24 protein-coding genes are annotated in these 22,766 nt (G+C 64.8%); 11 read left to right on the top strand and 13 right to left on the bottom strand.

The annotated features are described in order from the left end of the window. Nucleotides 1-27: 27 nt before the first annotated feature. From QQK43_RS02420 to QQK43_RS02435, 4 genes are all read right to left on the bottom strand, one after another. Entirely contained in the window at nt 28-420 is a 393-nt protein-coding gene (locus tag QQK43_RS02420) for a hypothetical protein (protein ID WP_284306498.1), read from the bottom strand. Further along, nucleotides 401-3,730 (bottom strand): DUF637 domain-containing protein, encoded by a 3,330-nt coding sequence (locus QQK43_RS02425; protein WP_284306499.1) that lies wholly within the window; start codon nt 3,728-3,730, stop codon nt 401-403. Before QQK43_RS02425 ends, QQK43_RS02420 begins: the two co-directional genes overlap by 20 nt. A 99-nt stretch (nt 3,731-3,829) precedes the next feature. Further along, nucleotides 3,830-4,363, bottom strand: a complete 534-nt coding sequence (locus tag QQK43_RS02430; RefSeq protein WP_234264971.1) for a DUF2059 domain-containing protein — start codon at nt 4,361-4,363, stop codon at nt 3,830-3,832. Between the two features lie 32 nt (nt 4,364-4,395). Beyond that, nucleotides 4,396-5,889 (bottom strand): hypothetical protein, encoded by a 1,494-nt coding sequence (locus tag QQK43_RS02435; RefSeq protein WP_284306500.1) that lies wholly within the window; start codon nt 5,887-5,889, stop codon nt 4,396-4,398. Between the two features lie 406 nt (nt 5,890-6,295). Here QQK43_RS02435 and QQK43_RS02440 point away from each other — a divergent pair, with 406 nt between their 5' ends. The 6 genes from QQK43_RS02440 to QQK43_RS02465 all read left to right on the top strand — a co-directional run bounded on the left by QQK43_RS02440 (nt 6,296) and on the right by QQK43_RS02465 (nt 11,523). Beyond that, a complete protein-coding gene (locus QQK43_RS02440; protein ID WP_234264972.1) occupies nt 6,296-7,483 on the top strand; it encodes an ABC transporter substrate-binding protein in 1,188 nt (395 codons plus the stop codon). A 78-nt stretch (nt 7,484-7,561) separates the two neighbouring features. Then, nucleotides 7,562-8,425, top strand: a complete 864-nt coding sequence (locus QQK43_RS02445; protein ID WP_284306501.1) for a branched-chain amino acid ABC transporter permease — start codon at nt 7,562-7,564, stop codon at nt 8,423-8,425. A gap of 40 nt (nt 8,426-8,465) precedes the next feature. Then, nucleotides 8,466-9,458, top strand: a complete 993-nt coding sequence (locus QQK43_RS02450; protein WP_284306502.1) for a branched-chain amino acid ABC transporter permease — start codon at nt 8,466-8,468, stop codon at nt 9,456-9,458. Further along, nucleotides 9,455-10,216: an ABC transporter ATP-binding protein gene (locus QQK43_RS02455; protein WP_284306503.1), complete on the top strand. Its 762-nt coding sequence runs from the start codon at nt 9,455-9,457 to the stop codon at nt 10,214-10,216. Before QQK43_RS02450 ends, QQK43_RS02455 begins: the two co-directional genes overlap by 4 nt. A gap of 4 nt (nt 10,217-10,220) precedes the next feature. Continuing rightward, nucleotides 10,221-10,937: an ABC transporter ATP-binding protein gene (locus QQK43_RS02460; RefSeq protein ID WP_284306504.1), complete on the top strand. Its 717-nt coding sequence runs from the start codon at nt 10,221-10,223 to the stop codon at nt 10,935-10,937. A gap of 118 nt (nt 10,938-11,055) precedes the next feature. Beyond that, nucleotides 11,056-11,523 carry a hypothetical protein gene (locus tag QQK43_RS02465; protein WP_284306505.1) on the top strand — a complete coding sequence of 156 codons (468 nt, stop codon included), beginning with the start codon at nt 11,056-11,058 and terminating at the stop codon, nt 11,521-11,523. 4 nt (nt 11,524-11,527) lie between these two features. Here QQK43_RS02465 and QQK43_RS02470 read toward each other — a convergent pair whose 3' ends face one another. Beyond that, a complete protein-coding gene (locus QQK43_RS02470) occupies nt 11,528-12,334 on the bottom strand; it encodes an IclR family transcriptional regulator domain-containing protein (RefSeq protein WP_234264977.1) in 807 nt (268 codons plus the stop codon). A gap of 169 nt (nt 12,335-12,503) precedes the next feature. On the opposite strand from QQK43_RS02470, the gene pobA reads away from it, so the two are divergent. Further along, nucleotides 12,504-13,688 carry a 4-hydroxybenzoate 3-monooxygenase gene (pobA, locus tag QQK43_RS02475; RefSeq protein ID WP_234264978.1) on the top strand — a complete coding sequence of 395 codons (1,185 nt, stop codon included), beginning with the start codon at nt 12,504-12,506 and terminating at the stop codon, nt 13,686-13,688. 257 nt (nt 13,689-13,945) lie between these two features. Further along, the gene (locus QQK43_RS02480; protein ID WP_284306507.1) at nt 13,946-14,863 is read left to right on the top strand and encodes a CoA transferase; all 918 of its coding nucleotides are present in this window, start codon (nt 13,946-13,948) and stop codon (nt 14,861-14,863) included. Nucleotides 14,864-14,905: 42 nt separating this feature from the next. On the opposite strand, the gene QQK43_RS02485 is transcribed toward QQK43_RS02480, so the two are convergent. Genes QQK43_RS02485 through QQK43_RS02495 form a run of 3 tightly spaced genes read right to left on the bottom strand, consistent with a single transcriptional unit; the run spans nt 14,906 to nt 16,969 of the window. After that, nucleotides 14,906-15,982 (bottom strand): AI-2E family transporter, encoded by a 1,077-nt coding sequence (locus tag QQK43_RS02485; RefSeq protein WP_234264980.1) that lies wholly within the window; start codon nt 15,980-15,982, stop codon nt 14,906-14,908. 4 nt (nt 15,983-15,986) lie between these two features. Next, on the bottom strand, nt 15,987-16,601 hold the full coding sequence (locus QQK43_RS02490) for an ATPase (RefSeq protein WP_284306508.1): 615 nt from the start codon (nt 16,599-16,601) through the stop codon (nt 15,987-15,989). 8 nt (nt 16,602-16,609) lie between these two features. Beyond that, nucleotides 16,610-16,969, bottom strand: coding sequence for a TA system antitoxin ParD family protein (locus QQK43_RS02495; protein ID WP_234264982.1), 360 nt, complete (start codon nt 16,967-16,969; stop codon nt 16,610-16,612). A gap of 84 nt (nt 16,970-17,053) precedes the next feature. Between QQK43_RS02495 and QQK43_RS02500 the strand changes: the two genes are divergently transcribed. After that, nucleotides 17,054-17,758, top strand: coding sequence for a DUF1294 domain-containing protein (locus tag QQK43_RS02500; protein ID WP_284306511.1), 705 nt, complete (start codon nt 17,054-17,056; stop codon nt 17,756-17,758). Between the two features lie 12 nt (nt 17,759-17,770). On the opposite strand, the gene QQK43_RS02505 is transcribed toward QQK43_RS02500, so the two are convergent. Beyond that, nucleotides 17,771-18,280: a bacteriohemerythrin gene (locus QQK43_RS02505; protein ID WP_284306512.1), complete on the bottom strand. Its 510-nt coding sequence runs from the start codon at nt 18,278-18,280 to the stop codon at nt 17,771-17,773. A gap of 221 nt (nt 18,281-18,501) precedes the next feature. Between QQK43_RS02505 and QQK43_RS02510 the strand changes: the two genes are divergently transcribed. Beyond that, nucleotides 18,502-19,155 carry a class I SAM-dependent methyltransferase gene (locus tag QQK43_RS02510; protein WP_234265052.1) on the top strand — a complete coding sequence of 218 codons (654 nt, stop codon included), beginning with the start codon at nt 18,502-18,504 and terminating at the stop codon, nt 19,153-19,155. A gap of 79 nt (nt 19,156-19,234) precedes the next feature. Here the strand turns inward: QQK43_RS02510 and arsB are convergent, their stop codons facing one another. From arsB to QQK43_RS02525, 3 genes are all read right to left on the bottom strand, one after another. Next, a complete protein-coding gene (gene arsB / locus QQK43_RS02515) occupies nt 19,235-20,302 on the bottom strand; it encodes an ACR3 family arsenite efflux transporter (protein ID WP_284306513.1) in 1,068 nt (355 codons plus the stop codon). Beyond that, nucleotides 20,299-20,805: an arsenate reductase ArsC gene (locus QQK43_RS02520; protein WP_284306514.1), complete on the bottom strand. Its 507-nt coding sequence runs from the start codon at nt 20,803-20,805 to the stop codon at nt 20,299-20,301. The genes arsB and QQK43_RS02520 overlap by 4 nt, the downstream gene beginning before the upstream one ends. A gap of 65 nt (nt 20,806-20,870) precedes the next feature. Further along, a complete protein-coding gene (locus tag QQK43_RS02525; RefSeq protein WP_284306515.1) occupies nt 20,871-21,197 on the bottom strand; it encodes an ArsR/SmtB family transcription factor in 327 nt (108 codons plus the stop codon). Between the two features lie 49 nt (nt 21,198-21,246). Here QQK43_RS02525 and QQK43_RS02530 point away from each other — a divergent pair, with 49 nt between their 5' ends. Then, nucleotides 21,247-21,480, top strand: a complete 234-nt coding sequence (locus QQK43_RS02530) for a hypothetical protein (RefSeq protein ID WP_284306516.1) — start codon at nt 21,247-21,249, stop codon at nt 21,478-21,480. Nucleotides 21,481-21,586: 106 nt separating this feature from the next. On the opposite strand, the gene QQK43_RS02535 is transcribed toward QQK43_RS02530, so the two are convergent. Next, nucleotides 21,587-22,021 carry a phage integrase N-terminal SAM-like domain-containing protein gene (locus tag QQK43_RS02535; RefSeq protein ID WP_370465200.1) on the bottom strand — a complete coding sequence of 145 codons (435 nt, stop codon included), beginning with the start codon at nt 22,019-22,021 and terminating at the stop codon, nt 21,587-21,589. Between the last annotated feature and the right edge of the window lie 745 nt (nt 22,022-22,766).

Below are 22,766 nucleotides of genomic sequence, written 5' to 3' on the forward strand. Positions count from 1 at the left end.
AGGCCTTTCTTAAGTGGGAAAGAATCACTATGGGCTTCCTTTGGCAGCACTAAAGTTTGGTGCATTCTTTACCAAAAACTCATCCAGCGATACAAGGTTTTTAATTACCCCACTGACAGTTGGCTCCAAAGTAAATTTGCTTGATATCTCAGGATCGGAAAATTGCTCTGGAAGGAAATAGCAGGGGCCTATCGCCAAGGTCACTACCCCAAGCAGCAGCCTCCTGTCTTCAAATACCTTGTATTCAATTACATGCCTCCTATCAAGAAGGAATTTCAATCCATACCCTTCGACAGGATTGCTTGAAAAGTTGTTTTCAAAAATATGAAAAACTCTATTACTCTGAGTTTTATAATAAGAGTTAACCGTCTGAATTAGAAGCAGCAGACCAGCCTCATCACTACTTAGCAGGGATTGCATGATACAAACCTCCAGAACTGGGAATTACGCTATACCCTTTGCTCAATAAGTACTCATACTCAAGTTTAGTAAAATATCCGGCATTTAATGCACTTGGGTTTGCTGTAAAAACAAAGCTTTTACCCTGTTCAATCTGATTGTCCAAAAATCTTTTGTTTACCTGCCAAACGTTATCGCGCCCAAGCTGATTGACTGCATCATCCCATGTGCGCCCTGGCAACTCAAAAAATGTTGCGCCCTGCGCTCGTGCAACTTGCTCATACGACGCAGGATTATTAGGAATATATTTACCAAGCACAACAATCTTAGCGTCTACATTATTCGCTGCCTCGGCGGCAAGCTGCCTAACTCTATCGTCATAAAGATTAATCGACGAGCTATCTCTATAAAAATTATTGCTTACCTTCGCAACATCCTCGCCCGAGGTACGAGAAAGCGCCTGCAACGCCTCCAAACTGCTTTTCCCCGAGGCTCCAGCAACAACCTTGACGCCCCATTTGGCCACATCAAGCGCCGCCTTGGCGTCGAGCACCCACGCCTCGGGATAGACACCTTCCAAACCTTGGGCTTTGGTCAGTGCTACGTTTCGGTACTGATCAAGGTGAGCCGCATCCGAGCATGCTGCCACCAGCGGGCAACCTAGCGCAGCCCGCTCCTGGTTGATGAAGTTGACAACATCGTTGCACTCCGCGCCTTGACACGTCGCTGTGGCGTTGGCCAGCAGCCTGTCGCTCAGGGCGTCCTTTTCCTTCAAGGCCAAGGCAGTGGCACAGGCGCTGCTGGACCCGTTCAACAGACAGTTTTTTTCCGCGTCCTTCAGCGCCTCGCGTTCGATGTGCTTGAGATAGTTGTTCTCAAACGCGTTCTGTCCTGCAGACCCACCGATATTGAAATCGACTTGGACGTTGCTTTTGTCACCTAGCAATGCCGCAGCCGTGCCGCCACCGAGGTTGGCAAAAAAGACGCCCGTCTCTGCAGCTGTGTGCCCGCTGCCTATTGCCGCCAGCAGCAAGTTGGAATCCTTTGTGCTCAACTCGGCCTTGACCTGCTGGCCCACCCAGTTGCCCACAACCGCACCGGCCGCACCGGCTCCGCATCCGTCGCCAGATCCACTGCGCACCGCACCACTGACACAGCCCAATGCTGCGTGTGCTGCGTAGTTGCCGAAGCTGCCTTCGGCGAATTTATCGCCGATGAAATCAGCAGCATCTTTGGCCACGATATCCACACCCGCATTGACCGCATTGGTCAACAGGTTGTCTCCGAAATCTCCGCCATAAACAACGGTCTGAGACACTGAGTTGGCCAGAACTTTGCCTATATCGGCTCCGCCGATGACTCCGTAAAGTCCTGCGCTCATAGCCCCGTTGACGGCACCTTTGAATCCAGCCTCGAGCCCTTTTCCGATATCCCCTGTGATGATCGTGGTGCTGATGGAACTGGCGATGGCCCCACTGATAGCCGCCTCAATGGCATTGACCGCAATTACGGATGTCGTGCCAACCGCACCACCGATACCTGTAGCCCATCCAGCCAGATAAGGCTGAGCCATGAACACAGCAACGGCAGCCACCACCAAGCCCACCAGTTGCTTGAACGGATCGCTCTTCTTGGGTGGCTCCAGCGCTTTCTGGAAGGCCGCGCGGTAGCGCGCTTCGGCCAGTGCGCGCGCTTCGTTGTACAGCGCGTCCCCGGGTTTGATCAGGCCGTGGCGCAGTCCGTCCAGCAGTTCCCGGTCGTGCTGGCTGATGTTCTTGTACAGGTACAGCCCGTCTTCGAAGAACTGGCTGTCGCTGTAGGTGTCGAGTTCGAGCTTGTTCGCCTGGTAGGCCGCCCCCTCTTTGGTGAAGGTGGGCCGGAAGTCGTATTCCACCTGCGCCGCGTAGGCGCTTCTGAAGCCTTGTTCGGCCAGCGCACGCGCGCGTTCGTAGTCAGGGTGGCCCGGCTGGATGCTGCCGTTGCGCAGGCCGTTGAGCAGCCAGTGGTCGGCCTTGTTGACGTAGCCGTACGGGTTGACGCCTTGCAGGAAGAGTTCGCGGTCTTCCTTGAACTGGCTGAAGTCGATGGCTCCGGCTGCCTGCTGGCCCAGCCAGTGCTGTTGGGCGCCCTGGCGCAGTTGTTCGCCCAGCTTCTCTTCGCTTTGCCCCACGTTCTTGAAGTGCAGGTTGCCCAGCCCGTCTTCAAAGTCGTGCGCCAGGCCGTCGCCGCGGATGTAGCCGAGCACGAAGTCCTGCTCCTTGAGGCCGAATCGGGCCAGGGTGGTGCTGCGCTCGTCTTCGCTGGGCGCCGGTCCGCTGCCCACGTTGTTGAAGAAGTTCTGCACCAGGTCCGGACAGGGGGCGCTGTCGCGCCCGCCGCAGCCGCTGGGGCTTTGGCCCAGGCCCAGGGTCTGCTGGGTGTACAGGATGGGGCTGCCCAACTGGCCGCCCTGCTGCTGTTGCAGGTGGCTCAGGTGGGTTTTGGCCTGCTCGCCCTGGATGAGGAAGAAGGCGGTGGCGCCGCCCAAGGGGTCTTGTGCGCCCTGGAAGACGGCTTTGCCAATGAAGTCGTTGAAGGCTTTGCCTTTGAGGCTGTTGGCGCTGTCTTCGTGGCTTTTGCCGACGTACTGGCCGTCCACGCTGCTTTGCCAGCCGCCAGTGGGCTCGTCACCGCTGGCGCCTCCGCCCGCTTTGCTTTGGGCGTAGGCCAGGGCCAGCGCATAGTGCTGGTAGTTGTCGATCAGCGGCCCTGTGGGCGGCGTGGCCCCGCTCTCCGGGGCGTCGGCCGGCGGGGCCGAGAGCACACCGGCGCCGGCCAGGTAGGGGTTGTTGATGTTCAGGTACAGCCGCCCCAGGTACAGCCCGCCGGGCTCGGCCTCGCCCGGTGCGTAGGTGCCGGTGGGGGCGATGGCGGCCATCATCTGGTCGATCGTCATCTGCACGAAGTCGGGGTTCGTGCTGCTGGACAGGGCCACCGCGCTGGTGGTCCACAGCGCCGGGTTCTGCAACTGGTGCTGCAGCAGGTGGTAGTCCTGCACTTGCTGGTGGTGGCTGCTGTCGGTGCGCCCGGCCTGCACGTAGGTGCCGTCGGCGCGGTAGCCGGTGAAGGGCCGGCCGTTGCTGCCGGTGATCAGGTTGCTCGCCTGCGCAATGGCCTGCCCGGTGCTGCTGAGCGTGAGCGTGACCATCAGCAGCGCCGCCACCGCGCGCTTGAACCAGCCCCGCACGCCTTGCAATTGCTGCGCATCGGGGCTGCTGCTCAGGCGGGGGGCCGTGATCTCCTGGCCGGGATCGGGTGGCTGTGGAACAGCGCGGGTGAAGGGCGCTTGCATGGGTTCTCCCTGAACTGACGGTGTCATGGGTTTCTGGGAGGTACGGCGGTTCGTGCCGGACTCCCGTGGGCCTGCAGGTCTGCGCCTGCCTGGTGGCCCTTATTGCCCGATGGCTTGCTTGAGGGCGTCTTCGAGCACAGGCTGGATGCGCTGCAGGATGACGGGCATGCGCTGCGCCACCAGTTGCGCCGATTGCGTGTTGATCAGCTGCATTTTTTCCATCAGCCTGACGTAGGCCGGGTCCTGGTAGAGCTGCGTCAGGCGCTCGACTTCGGGGCCGCTCAGCTGTGCCTGATAGAGCTTGATGTAAGGCTCTTTCAGGCGCGCCCAGCCCAGTTCCTGGCGCAGCACGATGCCGATGCCGGGCACGGCCTTGTCCACCGCCACCTGCTGGGGGGGCGTGAGCGGCTTGCCGCCGTTTTGCTGCAACAGGTTGGTGATCACCTGTTGCCGCACCTGGGCTTCGATACCGCTGACGGCGGCCTCCAGCGCCTTCTGGGCGCCATTGACGGCCAGGAGCTTTTCGATGGCGGCCACACTGGCCGGACTGCTCTGGGCCATGGCTGTGTTCAGGCTGGTGATGCCGGCAAGGGCCAGGGCGGCGCTGGTCAGCAATCGTTGAAAGAAGGTCATGGTCGGTCCTTGGTGGGCGGAAAGCGGGGCGCTCAGTTCTTGCCCCAGGGGTGGGAGCGCTCGACCGGGGCGGTGCCGTTGTAGTGGGCCTTTTGTCCGTCAACCTGGGTGAAGTCGACCAGCAGGCCCTGCCCCTGGTAGACCTGTTCCTGCGTGGTCAGCGGGCCCGCCCACAGCAGGTAGTGCTCGCGGTAGCGCGCTTCGCGGTTGGAAACCTGCGGCTTGAGGATGTTGTTGCCGTTGCGGTCGAAGGCCATGACTTCAAAGCTAGTCTCGGCCTTGACGGTTTCGTTGTTGTAGACGAAGGCATCGAAGCGGCTGCGCACGGTGCCGAAGATGTCGACAGTGACGTACACCAGCACCTCTGCCGTGGGGTCGGAGGGCACGGTGGGCGTCACGCCGCTGAGCAGAAAATAGTTGCGCACGAGGCCCATGAGCAGGCTGGCGTCGCTCTTGGGGACCGGGAAGTTCTGGTATTCACCCAGGCCCCGGTAGGTGAGCGTGGCGGTGGCTTCCCGGGTGTGGCCCTTGGTCTGCGTGGTGCTTTCCGTTGGAGATGGGGTGATTTCCTGGCGCTGGCTGTTGTAGCCGCCATCGCTTCGGCTGCTGCCGTTGTTGCGGCTGTTGGTGACCGTGGTGCTGTCACTTTGATTGCTGCCGCTGCCGCTGCTGTTGGTGCTGCTTGTGCTGCTGCCCGTCCCGGAATTGGTGCTGGTCCCCGTCCCCGTGGTGGTGGAGGCATTGGTGCCTGAGCCATTGGTGGTGCTGGAGCCGCTGCTGGTCGTGGTGCTCGTGTTGGTGTTGCTTCCGTTGGTGTTGCTGGTGTTGCTGTCGTTGTTGTTGTAGCTGCTGCTGGTGTTCACACCGCCTGTGGTGCTGTTGCTGGAACCAGAGCTGCTGCCACTGCCTGTGGTGGTGCTGGTGTGGGTGCCCGAGCCGTTGGTGGTGCTGGTGCCGTTGTTGGTCGTGGTGCTGGTGTTGGTGTTGGTGCCGTCCGTGTTCGTGCTGCTGCTGCTGGTTCCCGTGCTGGTACTGGAAGAACTGCCTGCGCTGTCACTGATGCCGGTGCTGCTGTTGCTGCCACTTTGTTGCGTGGTGCTGATGGTGGTGCTGCCACCGCCACTGGCGCTGTTGTTGTAGTTGGCGCCGGAATCGGCCAGGTTGTAGACCTGAAAGGCGTTGGTCGTGCTGGTGACCGGGCCGGACATGCTGCCGTAGCTGAACAACAGGCCTGGGGTCCAGCGTCCTCCGCTGAAGTTGCCCCCGCCCTCGTCAGCCACGAGATCGAACACCAGGGCGGCCCGTTTGCCTTTGAGCGCGGTGATGTCGATGTCCATCAGCGCGGCGCGCACGCTCGCTGAAACCAGGCGCTGTTCGGTGGCGAACCGCTTGCCGCCGCCGTGCGCGGGCAAACCGGTGAGTGTGCCGCAACCGGTCAGCAAGGCTGTGGTGGCCACCAGGCCCAGAAGCGCCAGCGGCGCGGAAAACGAACGGGCAATAGCCGATGCAATAGGCTTCTGAGCCATGAATCCTCCCTCAAGGATTGTTGTTGATGGCTCGAAGCTATCACCGGAATGGCCGCGTTTTCCGCTGTGAGCGCGCGAAGATGATCTGCAAGGCGCGCAGGGTGAAAGTTTTCACGCTCGCCAGTGCGGAATCTGTGGGAGCCCGCCCACAAATCGGTGCACCACGCAGCGTCTCCTGCCTGCGGGTGCCGATCCGGCCAAGGGTTTCCCCTCTGATTGCAGTGCACAACAGCATGCAAGATAGTGCATGTCTTTGCAGTATCCTGCGCCAGCTCCTGTGGCATGCAGCACACCCATCATTCAGGTTAAAACAATTTAAGCCTGAAGTTCGGGAAAGCCTGTATCCCCAAGACGCCGCGTGGCACCTACATTGAACCTGTTACCAGACACCCACAGGAGACCACCCATGACCACCCGCCGTCTTGTTCTGACCCGCAGTGCCGCCGTGATCGGCGCCGCATCTTCCGGCTTGCTGTTGCCGCAGATCGTGCGCGCCCAGTCGGACAAGGTGCGGCTCGGGTTCATGCTCCCCTACACGGGCACTTTCGCCCAGCTCGGGGTTGCGATCGAAAACGGCGTGCGCATGGCGCTCAACGAACAAGGTGGCAAGCTCGGCGGCCGCGAAGTGGAGTTCTTCAAGGTGGACGACGAGTCGAACCCGGCCAAGGGCATCGAAAACGCGCAACGCCTGGTGCAGCGCGACAAGGTGGACGTGCTGATCGGCACCGTGCACTCGGGCGTGCAGATGGGCATTCACAAGGTGGCGCGCGAATCGGGCGTGCTCAACCTGATTCCGAACGCCGGCGTGCACATCGCCACCCGCGCCCAGTGCGCCCCCAACGTGTTCCGCACCTCGTTCACCAACAGCCAGCCGACGCTGGCGCTGGGCAAGGCCATGGTCGATCGCGGCCACAAGAAGGCCGTGTGGATCAGCTGGAACTACGCCGCAGGCGATGAGGCCTTTGAAGGTTTTGAGCAGAGCTACACCGCCGCCGGCGGCACCATCGTCAAGAAGCTGGGCCTGCCGTTCCCGAACGTGGAATTCCAGGCGCTGCTGACCGAGATCGCCGCGCTCAAGCCCGACGCTGTGGCCTGCTTCTTTGCCGGTGGTGGCGCGGCCAAGTTCCTGCGCGACTACGCTGCGGCTGGCCTGAACAAGAGCATCCAGCTCTATGGCTCGGGTTTCCTGACCGAAGGCGTGCTGGACGCTGCGGGCGATGCCGCCAACGGCGTGCTGACCACCATGCACTACAGCGATTCGCTGGACACGCCCCGCAACAAGCAGTTCCGCCTGGAATACGCCAAGGCGTTCAAGCTGCAGCCCGACGTGTATGCCGTGCAGGGCTACGACACCGGCCTGCTGCTGGTGCAGGGCGCCAACGCCGTCAAGGGCGACCTGTCGAACAAGAAGGCGCTGTATGCCGCCATGGAAGGCGCCACCATCGACAGCCCGCGCGGCAAGTGGACCATGAGCAAGGCCCACAACCCGATCCAGGACATGTACCTGCGCAAGGTCGAGAACAAGGAAAACAAGGTGATCGGCATTGCGCAGAAGGCCGTGGCCGACCCAGCCACCGGCTGCCGCATGGGCTGACCCTTCCTCCCCCGGTTTGCCTGACCACGGCGCGCCTCGCACGGCGCGCCGCTGGCCGGGCTGTGCCACCGCATACCCATGGACTTCGCCAATTTCCTCATCCAGTTGCTCAACAGCCTGCAGTACGGGCTGTTGCTGTTCATGCTGGCCGCCGGCCTCACGCTGATCTTCGGGATCATGGGCGTGGTCAACCTCGCGCACGGCAGTTTCTACATGCTGGGCGCCTACATGGCCTGGTTCTTGACGGCCCAGTTTGACAGCCTGCTGCTGGCCATCGTGGTCGGCGCCGTGCTCGCGGTGGCCTTTGGCTGGTTGCTGGAATGGACGCTGTTCCGGTTTTTCTACCACCGCGACCACCTCGACCAGGTGCTGCTGACTTTCGGCCTGATCTACATCTTTGAAGAAGTGCGCTCGCTGCTCTGGGGCGACGACGTGCACGCCGTGCAAGTGCCCGAGGCGCTGAACTGGTCGATCCCGCTGACCGACACCCTCTCCTACCCGGTCTACCGGCTGGTTATGTCGGGCATCTGCATCGTCCTGGCGCTGGGCCTGTACCTGCTGATCAGCAAGACGCGCCTGGGCATGAAGATCCGCGCGGGCGCCTTCAACCGAGAGATGACCGAATCGCTGGGCATCAACATCCGCCTCATCCACGGCGTGGTGTTCGCGCTGGGCGTTGGCCTGGCCGCGGTGGCCGGCATGATCGCGGCGCCCATCGCCAGCGTCTACCCCGGCATGGGCAGCTCGGTGCTGATCATGTGTTTCGTGGTCGTGGTCATCGGCGGCATCGGCTCGGTGCGCGGCGCGCTGGTCGCGGCCCTGCTGGTCGGGCTGGTCGATACCTTCGGCAAGGTGCTGCTGCCCCAGATTGCCGGCATGGCGGTCTACATGCTCATGGCCGCCGTGCTGCTCTACAAACCGGAAGGCCTGTTCAAACAATGAGCGCCCAACCTGTCACGGTCTCCCGGGGAGCCCTGTCGTCATGAGTGCCCCCAAAGCCCAACTCGAAAAGCTGCCGCGCAGCGTGCAGGTGCTGCTGGCCTTCGGCGCCATCGCCCTGGCCGCGTTTCCGCTCGTGCCCGTGGAGGGCAGCGACTTCTACCTGCAGATGCTCACGCAGATGATGATCCTGGCCATCTTCGCGATGAGCCTGGACCTGCTGCAGGGCGTGACCGGCCTGGTCTCGCTCGGGCACGCGGCGTACTTCGGCATTGCCGGGTATGCCCTGGCCTTCATCACGCCGCAGGACGCCCCCATCGCCCTGTGGTGGAGCCTGCCGCTGGCGGTGGTGGCAGCCGGCCTGGCGGCGCTGGTGATCGGCTTCTTCGTGGTGCGCACCCACGGCATCTACTTCATCATGGTGACCATGGCCTTCGCCCAGATGGTCTATTTCCTGTTCTTCGACAACAAGGCCCTGGGCGGCTCCGACGGCATCTACGTCTACTTCCGGCCCGACGCCTCGGCCCTGGGCCTGGACCTCGAAAGCAAGACCACCTTCTTCTACCTGACGCTGGTGCTGCTGATCGCGGTGTACGCCTTTTTGCGCCGTGTACTGTTTTCGCCCTTCGGCCGCGTGCTCGCCGGCATCCGGGTCAATGAGCACCGGCTGCGCGCCGTGGGCTATGGCACCTTCGGCTACAAGCTGGCCGCCTTCACACTGGCCGGCGCACTGGCCGGGCTGGCGGGTTTTCTGTGGGCGGCGCAGACGGGTTTCGTCAACCCCGAGCTGATGGGCTTTCACATGAGCGCGCACGCCATCATGATGGTGATCCTCGGCGGCATGGGCAACTTTGCCGGCGCCATCGTCGGGGCCTTCGCCTTCGAATATGTGATGCACGTCTTCAAAGACCTCACCAAGCACTGGCAACTGCTGATGGGCGGGTTCATCCTGCTGGTGGTGATCGTGGCGCCGCGCGGCCTGCTGGGCCTGGGCGACACGCTGCTGCGCCGCTCCCGCAAGGAGGCTTCGGAATGAGCCAGCCGCTGTTGAGCGCCCGCAACCTGACCAAGCGCTTCGGCGGCCTGGCCGCCGTCAACGACGTGTCGGTCGACCTGCTGCGCGACCGCATCCATGCCGTGATCGGCCCCAACGGCGCGGGCAAGTCCACGCTGACCAACCTGCTCTCGGGCGACCTGCCGCCCACCTCGGGAACGATCACGCTCAACGGTCAGGCCACTGCGGGGCATTCACCCGAATCGATCTCGCGCCTGGGCCTGGGCCGCAGCTACCAGAAAACCAACATCTTCGGCCCCTTCACGGTGTGGGACAACGTGCGCCTGGCGGCCCAGTCGCGCGAAGGGTTTTCGCCGTGGAACCCGCTGAACTGGCTGTCGCCGGCACACCGCCTCTCGGGCATCAACCTGCGCTGCGAACGCGCCATCGAGCTGGCGGGCCTGACCCACCGCACCCAGACCGTGGCCGCCACCATCAGCCACGGCGAGCAGCGCCAGCTGGAGATCGCCATGACCCTGGCCACCGAACCGACCGTGCTGCTGCTCGACGAGCCGCTGGCCGGCATGGGCCAGGCCGAGGCCGAGCGCATGGTCGAGCTGCTGCTCAAGCTCAAGAAGGACCACGCGATGATGCTGGTCGAGCACGACATGGACGCGGTGTTCACGCTGGCCGACCAGCTCACCGTGATGGTCAACGGCCAGGTCATCGCCAGCGGCTCGCCCGAACAGGTGCGCGCCGACCCGATGGTGCAGGCGGCCTATCTGGGCGAGGAGCACTGAAGCCATGTCCGAGACTCCCCTGATCAGCGCCCACGGCCTGCACACGCATTACGGCCAGAGCCACATCCTGCGCGGCGTCGATTTTGTCGTCGCCCCGGGCCAGACCATCGGCCTCATGGGCCGCAACGGCATGGGCAAGAGCACGCTGCTCAAGTCGCTCATGGGCATCGTCAAACCCAGCGGCGGCGGCGTGCTCATCAAGGGCCACCCTATGACCGGCGCCAGCCCCTACGAAGTGGCGCGGCTCGGCATTGCCTACGTGCCCGAAGGGCGCGGCATCTTCGGCAACCTGAGCGTGAAAGAAAACCTGGTCATGGCCGCGCGCGCCGGCACGCGCGGTCAGCGCGACTGGACCTACGAGCGCGTGCTCGACACCTTCCCGCGTCTGGCCGAGCGCCTGGGCCACGGCGGCCAGCAGCTCAGTGGCGGCGAACAGCAGATGCTGACCATCGGCCGCGCGCTGATGACCAACCCCGACGTGCTGATCCTCGACGAGGCCACCGAAGGCCTGGCGCCGCTGATCGCGCGCGAGATCTGGCGCATCTGCGGCCTGATCCGCGAGAGCGGCATCAGCAGCGTGATCGTCGACAAGAACTGGAAGCACGTGACCCAGATCACCGACCGCAACGTCATCCTGGTCAAGGGCGAGGTGGTGTTCGAGGGCGCGTCGGAAGCGCTGCTGTCGAAGCCCGAGTTGCTGGAGCAGTACCTGGGCGTGTAAATGTCACGCAGGCGCCTCACGGGTGTCTGGGCGGCCGATTCGGCGCACCGCGCCCGGTAGACTCGGCCTGCCGACCGGCCACAGGGGTCGGTGGCAACCAATCCATCAGGGAGTTCCTATGAAGCGTTTGATCGCGCTGGCCGCCTCGGCCAGCCTGTTTGGCTGTGCGTCCGTCATGAACGACAGCACCCACCCCATGAAGGTCGAAACCTTGACGCCCGAGGGCAAGGTGGTAGCCGGCGCCGAGTGCAAGCTCAGCAACGACTACGGCGCCATCAGCGTCAAATCCGGGGAAACCGCCCAGGTGCGCCGCTCGTCCAAAGACATGGACATCACCTGCACCACGCAGGAACAACCCGACGCACAGGCCCGGGCCATCTCGCGCGCCAACGCCGGCATGTTCGGCAACATCATTCTGGGCGGCGGTATCGGCGCGATCATCGACCACAACAAGGGCACGGCTTACACCTACCCGACCTGGATCCAGCTCATCTTCGGCCAGAGCCTGGTGTTCGACCGCGGTGACGAAAAAGAAGGTGCGCCCGTTTCTGGCAAAAAACCGGAACCTGTCGCCGCGGCCAAATAAGCGCTCAGAGCAGCGGCCGCAGTTCGCGCGCAGCCTCCAGCAGCAGGGGCAGCAGATCCTGGCGCAGGGTTTCGGGCGCCAGGCGCTGCGGCGCCGCCACCACGTTGAGCGCCGCCACCATGCGGCCCTTCATGTCGCGTAGGGGCACGGCCAGTGCGTGCACGCCGAGTTCGTGCTCTTCACTGGCCACGGCGTAGTCGTCGGCGCGCACCTGGGCCACGATGGCCCGGAAGGCCTTGTGGTCCACCGTGGTCTTCGGTGTCAGCCGCGGCAGTTCGCGGCCCTTGAGCCAGGCGCTGAACGCCGCGCGCGGCAGCGCCGCCAGCAGCACGCGCCCGGTGCTGGTGGCGTGCACCGGCAGGCGCGCCCCCAGGTGCAGGCCATAGGCCATGAGGCGCTGCCCGCCCACGGCCGCGCTGCGCGCCACGATCACCACCTCGTCGCCGTCGAGCACCACGGCCGAGAACGATTCGCGCGTCTGCGCCGCCAAGCGGTTGAGCGTGGGCTGCAACAGGCGCGGCAGCCGCGCCGAGGCCAGGTAGCTGCCCGAAAACCGCAGCACCTTGGCCGACAGCCAGTAGTGCGTGCCATCGGTGTCCAGGTAGCCCAGATAGGCCAGCGTGAGCAGGTGGCGCCGGGCGGCGGCGCGGGTGAGGCCGGCGCGTTCGGCAGCCTGGGTGGCGTTCAGCCGCTGGCGCTCGGTGTCAAAGCTCTCCAGCACGGCCATGCCCTTGGCCATGCCTTCGATGAAGTCGGCCCGGGCAATGCCTTGCAGCGGCTCGGAAGAACGGGGGGCGGGGGCGGTGCTCATGCCGGCATTATCGCGAACCCGGGTGTATTGCGCGATCATCGCGCAAGTCTTCCGTTGATCGTGCAAACCCTTGCACCACGCCTTGGAAACGGGCCCGGCGACTCCTAAAGTCGCCGCCACGGCTCAAGCAGGACCTCCGGCCCCTGCCCTTCTTCCAGGAGACAACCCCATGCGCACCCAGGTCGCCATCATCGGTGCAGGCCCCTCCGGCCTGCTGCTCGGCCAACTGCTTCACAAGGCGGGCATCGACGCCATCATCCTTGAGCGCCAGACCGGCGACTACGTGCTGGGCCGCATCCGTGCCGGGATCCTGGAACAGGTCTGCATCGACCTGATGGACGAGGCCGGCGTGGGCGAGCGCATGCACAAGGAAGGCTTGGTGCACGGCGGCTTCGACCTGCTGGTGGACGGCCACCGCCACCGCGTGGACATGAACCAGCTCACCGGCGGCAAGAACGTGATGGTGTATGGCCAGACCGAACTGACCCGCGACCTGATGGATGCCCGCGCCGCGGCCGGACTGACCACGGTGTACGAGGCCGCCAACGTCAAGGTGCACGACTTCGACACCCAAAACCCGCGCGTCACCTACGAAAAAGACGGCCAGACGCACACCATCGAATGCGACTTCATCGCCGGCTGCGACGGTTTCCACGGCGTCTGCCGCGCCAGCGCGCCGCGCAGCGCGATCAAGGAATACGAAAAGGTCTATCCGTTCGGCTGGCTCGGCCTGCTGTCGGACACGCCGCCGGTGCACGACGAACTGATCTATGTGAACAGCCCGCGCGGCTTCGCGCTGTGCTCGCAGCGCAGCATGACCCGCAGCCGCTACTACCTGCAGGTGCCGCTGACCGACAAGATCGAGGCGTGGACCGACGACGCCTTCTGGCAGGAACTGCGCCTGCGGCTGGACGACGAGGCCAACGCCAAGCTGGTCACCGGCCCTAGCATTGAAAAGAGCATTGCGCCGCTGCGCAGCTTCGTGACCGAGCCGCTGCGCTTTGGCCGCATGTTCCTGGCCGGTGACGCCGGTCACATCGTGCCGCCCACCGGTGCCAAGGGCCTGAACCTGGCCGCCACGGACGTGAAGTACCTGTTCAACGGTATCCGCGAGTACTACGAAGAAAAGTCCGAAGCTGGTATCGACCGCTATTCGGAACTGGCGCTCAAGCGCATCTGGCGCGCCGAGCGTTTCTCGTGGTGGTTCACCCAGCTGATGCACAAATTCCCCGACGACGGCGAGATCGTGGGCAAGTTCCAGCGCGCCGAGTTGGACTACCTGATGCACTCGGAAAACGGCGCCCGCACCGTCGCCGAAAACTACGTCGGCCTGCCGCTGGACTTCGGGCAGTAACGCCACGGCGATCAGGCTCCCCGCACCGCGCAGGGGCGCCTGGTCCCGCCACACAAAGTCCTGGACGCCCGCTTCTGCGGGCGTGACGTTTTCTGGTGAGCGTGGTCGGCAATCTGTGCGGCCATCTTCCTGCCACTGCCCGCGCGGGCGCGCGAGCGGGAACCGGCATGCCGGGAAACACGGGTGTCGCCCGCGTGCCGGGGGCGGTTGCGGGTTGCCTGTACATTGACGTTTACGTCAACGTCCATCCACCGCGCATGCCCTCTTCCGCCGCTCCTGCTTCGACCCAACCCCTTCGCCCCCTGCGGGGTGTGCGCGTGCTCAGTCTGGCCCTCAATTTGCCCGGCCCGGCCGCGCTGATGCGCCTCAAGGCCATGGGCGCCACCTGCCTCAAAGCCGAACCCCCGGCCCCCCAGGGGGCGCCCGCGGGCACCAGCGGTGACCCCATGGGCCAGTACAACGCCCAGGGCTATGGCCAGTTGCACGCCGGCATCCGGGTGGTCACCATCGATCTCAAAAGCGAAGCCGGGCAAGCCCGGCTGCACCAGGCGCTGGCCCGCACCGACGTGCTGCTGACCTCGTTCCGCCCATCGGCCCTGCAAAAACTCGGGCTCGGCTGGAAAGCCCTGCACCGCCAGCACCCCGCGCTGTCGGTGGTGGCCATCTATGGCGCTCCGGGCGAGCGGGCCGAAGAGCCCGGCCACGACCTTACCTACCTGGCCGATGCCGGCCTGGTCACCGGGCTGGACCTGCCGGCCACGCTGTTTGCCGACATGGGCGGCGCGCTGATGGCCAGCGAAGCCGTGCTGCAGGCGGTCATTCAGCAACAGCGCACCGGCAAGAGCAGCTTCCAGTCGGTCGCGCTGTCCGACGCGGCCGCCTGGCTGGCCCTGCCCCGCGTGTGGGGCCTGACCCAGCCCTCCGGCTCGGTGGGCGGCGCCCACGCCGGTTATCGCGTCTACCCGTGCAAGAACGGCCGCGTGGCATTGGCGGCGCTGGAGCCGCACTTCGCGGCCGCACTCTGCGCGGTGGCCGGCATCCCGTTCCACGGCATGGCCACCATGCTGCACCCGGACACACCGGCGGCCATAGCCGCCTTCCTGGCCGGCAAGACCCGCGCACAACTGGACAAACTGGCCGCCCGGCACGACATCCCGCTGCACACGCTGGCCTGAGCTGGCGGCCGCTGCCCACCGGGCAGCCGCGCAAGAGCGGGCCTAGGGCAGGCGCGCGGGCGCCTCGTCGGCCTGCAAACCGAGCAGCCATTCGCGCCAGATCGCCACCAGCAGCGCCATGAGCACCGGGCCGACGAACAGGCCAACGATGCCCATGGTCTTGACGCCGCCCACCAACCCGAAGAACGTGGGCAGGAACGGCAGCTTCACCGGGCCGCCCACCAGGCGCGGGCGCAGCGTCTTGTCGACGATGAACAGCTCGATCGACCCCCAGGCAAACAGCGCCACGCCGGCCAGCGCCTCGCCCGAGCCCACGAGGTAGAGCGACACCAGCGTGAACGACAGCGGTGCCCCCCCGGGGATCAGCGCCATGAAGCCGGTGATCACGCCCAGCAGCACCGGCGAAGGCACCCCCGCGATGGCATAGGCCACACCCAGCACCACGCCCTCGCCCAACGCGATCAGGCCCAGCCCGGTGACGGTGGCGCTGACCGTGGCCGGCACCACGCGCGAAAACCGCTGCCAGCGATCGGGCAGCAGGCGCTCGCCCACGGTATCGATCTGCGCCCCGATGCGTGCGCCGTCCTTGTAGACGAAGAACAGCGTGATCAGCATGAACAGCACCAGCAGCAGCAGCCCGAACAGGTCGCCCGTGGCCGTCAGGGCCACGCGGTAGATATTGCCCAGGTGCTGGCCGCTGAGCAGTTGGATCCACTCGCCCAGCGCGTGCGGTTCGCCCAGGTGGTCGCGCCAATACGCGGCCAGTTGCGCGCCCACCAGCGGCAGCGACTCGATCCACTGCGGCACCGGCGCGCCGCTGCGGTTGGCTTCGATCAGCCAGCGCAGCAGACCGCTGGCTTCGCGGATCGCGTAGTGCAGCGCCAGCGACAGGGGCACCACCAGCACCACCAGCACCACGACGATGGCCAGGCTGGCCGCCAGTGTGGTGTTGCCACGGCAGGCCTTCACCACCTTGCGGTACAGCGGCCAGCTGGCAAAACCGATGATCAGGGCCGCCAGCACCGGCACCAGGAAACCGCGGAAGAAATACACCCCCGCTGCCAGGATCAGCAACAACAGCGCACGGGTGATGAGGGGAGTCTGAAGCACAGGGGGCATGCGGTCATTCTGACACGGGGCCCAGCACCGTCCGGGCCCAGTCCGGCAGCGCCGGCGCCTGCCACACCAGCGCGCCACTGCGCAGCCGGGCCACCAGGCGCGGCGGCTGAAACGGCTCGCCGGCCGGCACCGAGGTGTCGTAGAGCAGCGCCAGATCGGCGCGGCGCACGGCCACGCCCAGGTGCTTCACCGTGCGGGGGTAGCGCGAGAGGATGCGTTCGGGCGGCACCGGGTGCCCGCCCTCGTCCACCCGCCGCGCAACGCGGCCCGGCAACTGCGCCGGATCGTCCACGCACACCACCAGCAGCAGCACGGCAAACCCGGCCCGACGCGCTGCTGCCATGAGATCGAGCTTGGAGGTGTGCGAAAACACCGTCTCGCTGGCGAAGGCAAGCCCGGCGGCCAGGCAGGCCTGGCGGCGCTCATCGGCCCATTGCCGCGCCAGGGCCGAACGCTGCTGGGGATCGGCCACGTGCCCGAGGTGGGCCGCTTCGTACAGATCGGCGTTGACGAACTCGGCCTCGGCGGGGATCAGGCCTTCGGCCACCGCAGCCCGGTACAGCGTCGATTTGCCCGCCCCGTTCGGGCCTGCGAGCAGGAAGAAAACCGGTCGCGCCACTGAACCTCTCAGGCCGCTCGCCGCAACACGGCCCGCTGCCGGTTGGCCTCTACCGTGGCGCGCACGGCCTGCACCAGCCGGCCACTGGCCTCCGCCGCCACGAAGCGCGCTTCCAGCGCGTCCAGGGCCTCATCGGCCACGGGCTCTGCCGGCAGCTTCTCCTGTGGAATACCGCGCTGCGCGTCGTGCTGGGCAATGGCCTCCAGCGCGTCTTGCGCCGTCAGGCCCGAAGCCTCGACGATGCGCCCCAGCGTGGCCCAGTATTCGATCTGCCCGGCCACCGAGCGGCGCATGGGCTGTGCCGCCTGGCGCGCCTGGTGCACCAGGTCGGACGGCAGTTTGACCGAAGCGAAGGCAGCAGAAGTCATGGCAATCTCCTTTATGGCGCATTTTGCGCCATAAAGGACCATTCTGGCAAAGCGGATAATCGCCGCTTCTTCAGAGGAGGCGCCATGAAAAAACAAGGCACCGTGGTGCGCTGGGACAGTGCCAAAGGTTTCGGGTTCATCCGCAGCGGCCAGACCACGGCCGATGTCTTCTTTCACATCCGCGATTACCGGGGTTCCGAAGCGCCTGTGGTCGGGCAATCGGTCGGCTTTGAAGAAATCGTGGTCGGGGGCAAGGGCCCGCGCGCCATGGATGTGCATCCTGCGGGCATGCCGGCAAGCGGCATGCCTCGTCCGGCCGCCCGGCGCCCGTCCACCACGAGCCGCCCGCCGCCGGCACCCCGCCCCACGGCGCCGCGTCGGCCTCCACCACCCGCCAGCCCACGAACGGACACGACCGGGGTCGCGCTCGGCCTGATGTTGCTCTGGATCGCGCTGCTGGGCCTCGGGGTCTGGCGTGGGCAACTGGGCTGGGTGCTGCTGCCCGCGCTCCTGGGCCTGAACCTCATGACCTTCTTCCTGTACTGGCAGGACAAACACGCCGCGCAGCACGGGCAGTGGCGCACGAAAGAGAACCACCTGCATCTGCTGGCGTTGCTCGGCGGCTGGCCAGGTGCCTGGTTGGCGCAGCGGGCGCTGCGTCACAAGACGGTGAAGGCCCCCTTCGTCTTGGGGTACTGGGCCACCGTGGGCCTACACCTGGTTCTGCTGGCGCTCTGGGTCTTTGCGCCCGAGGTTGGCCCGCTTCTGGGGCCGCTGGCTGGGGGCTGAAGCGCTTGTTACTCAGTTGCTGCCGAACAGGCGCGCCAGGAAACCGCGCTTCTTTTTCTGCTGCAGTTCGCGCAGCAGTTCTTCCTTGATCTGGGCCTTGAGGTCGGCGTCGCCCCGGCCCACGTTCTTCAGGTACACCTTCACCGAATCGGCGTAGCTCTTGTCGTCGCTGCGGATGTGGTTGAACAGCCAGCGCGAAAGCATGGCGTGCAACTCGTCGGCAACGTCTTCGCCCGCCTCGAAACGCATGCGGTAGTCGGCCACCTTGCGGGTGAACAGTTCGTGCACCTTCTTGTGCGGGCCGCTGTACATGTAGCCGGCGTCGACCATCAGCGCCTCTTCAAAGGCGAAATGCGAGAGCGTGTAGTCGATCGCCTCGTCGATCACCGCGCCCACGGCCGCGCGGTCGTGGTGCTCGCGGGCGTCGTAGAGCTGGTTGATGTATTCGACGATGCGCTTGTGCTGCCCGTCGATTTCGGTGATGCCCGTCTCCAGGTCGGGCGTCCAGTTCAGGTGTGCCATGGAAAGTCCTCCAGCGCGCCGCCTGAAAAAATTGGCGCCGCGCTTAAGGAAAAATTGTGGCTGACCTGTAAGCAAACGTGAGGGCTATCACACCGCTTCATGACTTATCTCAAGCCCGGCCCCGAATTGCCGACAGCCGGACGGCCGAGGCGCCTGGAACTGTGGGGTCAATGCCGCAACCGATAGACTGCGCGGCTCCTTGCCCATCGTCCCTTGCCTTGATGACCTCCCTCTTCTCTCTGTTTCTGGTGCTTCTCGCGGTGGGTCTGGTCTCCATCATCTGGCGGCTCGCCTCCCGCCGCCAAAGCCTGCCCTGCCCGTCCTGGCTGCGTTGGCTGGTGGAACTGGACAACCCCTTCACCCAGACCAACCGGGCCGCGTTCATCGTCGACACCCTCGAACTGACCCCGGGCATGGTGGTGCTCGACGCCGGGTGTGGCCCGGGGCGACTGACCGTTCCTCTGGCCCAGCGCGTGGGCCCCGACGGCCGCGTGGTGGCGCTGGACATCCAGGCCGGCATGCTGGCGCGGGCCCAGGCCAAGGTGGCTGCGGCCGGGCTCACGCAGGTGGACTTTGTGGCCGCTGCCCTCGGCAATGCCCAGTTGCCCGCCGACCACTTTGATCGGGCGGTCCTGGTCACCGTGCTGGGCGAGATTCCTGATCGCGCCAGCGCGCTGGCTGCGCTGTTCGCCAGCTTGAAACCGGGCGGCGTGCTGGCGGTGGTCGAGGTCATCTTCGACCCCCACTTTCAATCCCGTCAGACGGTTGCCCAGTTGGCGGCATCGGCGGGCTTTCAGGAAAGCGCCTTTTTCGGGCACCGGCTGGCTTACGTCATGCATCTGACCAAACCGGCCGCCGCGCAAGCCGGTGCCTGAACAGCACCAGACACCGCTTGCCCGCCATCATCGGCAGCCCAACGACCCGATGGCCGAACCACCGGGAACCGTGGGGCGGTCAATGCGGCAAGCGGCCCCGCTCGTACCAGGCCGCGCTGCGGTTCACCACCGACACCACCCACAGCATCACCGGCACTTCGATCAGCACGCCCACCACGGTGGCCAGCGCCGCGCCCGACTGGAAGCCGAACAGGCTGATGGCCGTGGCCACGGCCAATTCAAAGAAATTGCTCGCGCCGATCAGCGCCGACGGCCCGGCCACGCAATGCGCCACACCCAGGCGGCGGTTGAGCAGGTAGGCCAGGCCCGCGTTCAGCACCACCTGGATCAGGATCGGCACCGCCAGCAATGCGATCACCAGCGGCTGACGCAGGATGGCTTCGCCCTGGAAGGCGAAGAGCAGCACCAGGGTCAGCAGCAGCGCCACGATCGACCACGGGCCGAGCCGCGCCGCCACGGTCTGCAGACGTTCGGCACCGCTGCGCAGCAGCCAGGCCCGCAGCAGTTGGGCCACGATCACCGGCACCACGATGTACAGCCCCACCGACATCAGCAGCGTGCCCCACGGCACCGCGATGGACGAGAGCCCGAGCAGCAGGGCCACCAGCGGCGCAAAAGCCAGCACCATCAGCGCGTCGTTGAGCGCCACCTGTGACAGCGTGAAGTACGGATCGCCCCGGCACAACTGGCTCCACACAAACACCATCGCGGTGCAGGGCGCGGCCGCCAGCAGAATCAGGCCCGCCACGTAGCTGTCGATCTGGTCGGCCGGGAGCAGCGGCGCAAACAGGTGGCGGATGAACAGCCAGCCCAGCAGCGCCATCGAAAACGGCTTGACGGCCCAGTTCACGAACAGCGTCACGCCGATGCCTCGCCAGTGCGCCCGGACCTGCCCGAGCGCGCCGAAGTCGATCTTCAGCAGCATGGGAATGATCATCACCCAGATGAGCACGCCCACCGGCAGGTTCACCTGCGCCACCTCCATCGCACCCACCGCCTGAAAAACGCCGGGCAGCCACTGGCCCAGCGCAATGCCGGCGAGGATGCACAAGGCCACCCACACCGTCAGGTAGCGCTCGAAAAAACCCATGGCCGGCTGTGCGGCCGCAGCCTGCGCGCCGCTCATGACGCCGCCAGCCCGCGTGCGCTGGCCTGCAGCGCCATGCGCTCCAGGCGTTCGGGCGGCAGGCTGACCAGCAGATCCAGCCGGCGGCGGATCGCGTGCAGCGTCAGGCGGAAAGCTTCCAGCCTGGCGGCCTCGTCACCCGGCGCTTCCGACGGGTCGGCGTAACCCCAGTGCGCGGTGGCCGGCTGCCCCGGCCAGAACGGGCACACCTCGCCGGCCGCGTTGTCGCACACGGTGATCACCAGGTCCATGTGCGGCGCATCGGGCTGCGCGAACTCGTCCCAGCTCTTGCTGCGCAGATTCACCGTGGCGATGCCGGCGGCATCGAGCACTTTCAGCGCCAGCGGGTTCGGCTGCTGGTTTTCGCGTGGCTGGCTGCCCGCCGAAAAGGCGCAAAAGCGCGGACCACCGATGTGGTTCAGCACGGCCTCGGCCAGGATGCTGCGCGCCGAATTGTGCGTGCACAAAAACAGCACGTTGAGCGTGGGAGGAGAAGCGTTCATGGATCGAAACCCCGTCAAAGAAGAGAAAAGATTCGGAGACAAAAGCGGAAAAAAACGCCCTGCGCTCAGCAGGCGCAGGCCCGCGCCTGGCCATTCACCTCGCAGGCGGCGCCCTCGCAACAGTTTTCGCTCAGGTAGGCCAGCAGCGCGTTCATCGGGCCGAACGCGGCGCGGTAGATCAGGTTCCGGCCGCTGCGCTCCTGCGTCACCAGGCCCGCGTGCGTCAGTTCCTTCAGGTGGAACGACAGGCTGGGCGCCGGCACCTGCATCTGTTCGGTGAGCGCGCCGGGTGTCAACCCCTCAGGGCCGGCCACCACCAGGGCACGGAACACCCGCAGGCGCAGGGGCTGGGCCAGCGCGGCCAAGGCTTGAACCACATCGTTTTCTTCCATATTTTGATAATACTTGAAATATGGAAATTTATGATGACAGTGGTGTGACATGCAGCGAGCAGTGACGGTCGGCATCCGTCAGCAACTGTTCGACGAAGGCACGCACGATGGCAATGCATCAACGTCAAACGCCTCGACATCAAAAGTGTCGAACGTGATCTCCCCGAAATCGCTGGGGCCAAGCTGCTTGCGAAAGCTGGTGCCGTCGATTCGGCCTGAGGGGTCGCGCAAGAGAAGGCTCAACACCCTGGGTGCGTCCGCTAGCGACGCCGACGGCGCGTAGACCTGCAGCCGACGAATGCCAACGAACAGAGCGCTCACATCGCGTAGGCCCACAACCTGTTGAATGCATTGCCCGAAAGCCACCGCATATTCATCCCCTGACTGGTCTATCTGCTGACTGGTTGGGGATGGTAGCTGACGGCGATACGGGGGAGGTAATGTGTACGCCTGAACCGCCTTTCGCCAAAAGGCGCCTGCCATTGCCCTGCCAGTGGTCCTTTCTTCAGTGCCGCGCAGCGAAAAAGACCCGCGAGCAGAACAAATATGAGCGCTTGGCGGTGCGTGGCTGGCGAGACTTGCCGCTCATTGGCCAGCATGATCAAAAAGGCTTCTACATCCGCCCCGCCCATGTCGCGCGGGTGCCGCATGCCACCCTGTTGAGCGGACCACAGAACAAAAAACCGAACCCAATACAGGTAGGCCTTTTCGGTCTTGAGGCTATAGTGCAGATACCGAATGCGCTCACGAACCTGATCTAACAAGCGCTTGGACACCAGCGGCTGCACGTCGGCGACTTTGTCGGTCCTGTTATACCTGTTCATATAACCAGTATACGAAGACAAGTACATGATGTCAAAAGATATTTCAGCCTCGGTACCGCCACGTTATCCGCCTGTCTCCGGGCATATCCGGTGATTCGGCGACTACATCAAAGTTAGGCCTCACAACCCACGCCGCAGCAGTCGCATGCCCTCTTGGCCGGAAATTGACTACTTCCACGCGAACGCAGCGACAGCGCGAGGTCGCCTCGCAGAGCTGGAACATGTCGCGCAAGCAGATTGGTATGACCTATATCGCCACAAGCACGACGGGTCGCTTTGGCGAGTCGATCGCGAAGACAAGTATCAGGGGCGATTCATCGTTCGGGTTCCGTCGCTTTCCGATTGGGAGTCATTCGATTCCTCGCCCTTGGAGAAGCAGTTGCTGCTCTCCGCTCGCGGCGGCGAGTCCGAGGATCGCTGCCTTATCGCCGGGTGCTCCGCCAAGGCCATCAAAGCCTCGGCCTTCTGCCTGGAGCACACCTATGAGCGAGGCGTTCGCAAATAGGAAAAGAGGTGAGGCCTAACCCTTCGCTCGAGGCGACAGCCACCGGCTTGGCGCTTGGCCCGCGAACCCGTCGTTCTTATCATCGGGCTCGCGGGCCAAGCGCCAACCCGGCGCCTGCGCCTCAGCTCAAACTACAAGGGCTTCCCCCCGAAAGTCAAACACCGATCCAGCCGTGATGCATCGCCAAGCGATGGATCACGGAATGTGTTCTGACAGTGTTCGATTTCCAACTTCAGCGCC

This window comes from Hydrogenophaga electricum, from assembly GCF_030160815.1.
Taxonomy (GTDB): Bacteria; Pseudomonadota; Gammaproteobacteria; order Burkholderiales; family Burkholderiaceae_C; genus Hydrogenophaga; species Hydrogenophaga electricum.

Coding starts and splice junctions, on each gene's coding strand:
- QQK43_RS02420 (WP_284306498.1), bottom strand. CDS start 420: ATGCAATCCCTGCTAAGTAGTGATGAGGCTGGTCTGCTGCTTCTAATT.
- QQK43_RS02425 (WP_284306499.1), bottom strand. CDS start 3,730: ATGCAAGCGCCCTTCACCCGCGCTGTTCCACAGCCACCCGATCCCGGC.
- QQK43_RS02430 (WP_234264971.1), bottom strand. CDS start 4,363: ATGACCTTCTTTCAACGATTGCTGACCAGCGCCGCCCTGGCCCTTGCC.
- QQK43_RS02435 (WP_284306500.1), bottom strand. CDS start 5,889: ATGGCTCAGAAGCCTATTGCATCGGCTATTGCCCGTTCGTTTTCCGCG.
- QQK43_RS02440 (WP_234264972.1), top strand. CDS start 6,296: ATGACCACCCGCCGTCTTGTTCTGACCCGCAGTGCCGCCGTGATCGGC.
- QQK43_RS02445 (WP_284306501.1), top strand. CDS start 7,562: ATGGACTTCGCCAATTTCCTCATCCAGTTGCTCAACAGCCTGCAGTAC.
- QQK43_RS02450 (WP_284306502.1), top strand. CDS start 8,466: ATGAGTGCCCCCAAAGCCCAACTCGAAAAGCTGCCGCGCAGCGTGCAG.
- QQK43_RS02455 (WP_284306503.1), top strand. CDS start 9,455: ATGAGCCAGCCGCTGTTGAGCGCCCGCAACCTGACCAAGCGCTTCGGC.
- QQK43_RS02460 (WP_284306504.1), top strand. CDS start 10,221: ATGTCCGAGACTCCCCTGATCAGCGCCCACGGCCTGCACACGCATTAC.
- QQK43_RS02465 (WP_284306505.1), top strand. CDS start 11,056: ATGAAGCGTTTGATCGCGCTGGCCGCCTCGGCCAGCCTGTTTGGCTGT.
- QQK43_RS02470 (WP_234264977.1), bottom strand. CDS start 12,334: ATGAGCACCGCCCCCGCCCCCCGTTCTTCCGAGCCGCTGCAAGGCATT.
- pobA (WP_234264978.1), top strand. CDS start 12,504: ATGCGCACCCAGGTCGCCATCATCGGTGCAGGCCCCTCCGGCCTGCTG.
- QQK43_RS02480 (WP_284306507.1), top strand. CDS start 13,946: ATGCCCTCTTCCGCCGCTCCTGCTTCGACCCAACCCCTTCGCCCCCTG.
- QQK43_RS02485 (WP_234264980.1), bottom strand. CDS start 15,982: ATGCCCCCTGTGCTTCAGACTCCCCTCATCACCCGTGCGCTGTTGTTG.
- QQK43_RS02495 (WP_234264982.1), bottom strand. CDS start 16,969: ATGACTTCTGCTGCCTTCGCTTCGGTCAAACTGCCGTCCGACCTGGTG.
- QQK43_RS02500 (WP_284306511.1), top strand. CDS start 17,054: ATGAAAAAACAAGGCACCGTGGTGCGCTGGGACAGTGCCAAAGGTTTC.
- QQK43_RS02505 (WP_284306512.1), bottom strand. CDS start 18,280: ATGGCACACCTGAACTGGACGCCCGACCTGGAGACGGGCATCACCGAA.
- QQK43_RS02510 (WP_234265052.1), top strand. CDS start 18,502: ATGACCTCCCTCTTCTCTCTGTTTCTGGTGCTTCTCGCGGTGGGTCTG.
- arsB (WP_284306513.1), bottom strand. CDS start 20,302: ATGAGCGGCGCGCAGGCTGCGGCCGCACAGCCGGCCATGGGTTTTTTC.
- QQK43_RS02520 (WP_284306514.1), bottom strand. CDS start 20,805: ATGAACGCTTCTCCTCCCACGCTCAACGTGCTGTTTTTGTGCACGCAC.
- QQK43_RS02525 (WP_284306515.1), bottom strand. CDS start 21,197: ATGGAAGAAAACGATGTGGTTCAAGCCTTGGCCGCGCTGGCCCAGCCC.
- QQK43_RS02530 (WP_284306516.1), top strand. CDS start 21,247: ATGCAGCGAGCAGTGACGGTCGGCATCCGTCAGCAACTGTTCGACGAA.
- QQK43_RS02535 (WP_370465200.1), bottom strand. CDS start 22,021: ATGAACAGGTATAACAGGACCGACAAAGTCGCCGACGTGCAGCCGCTG.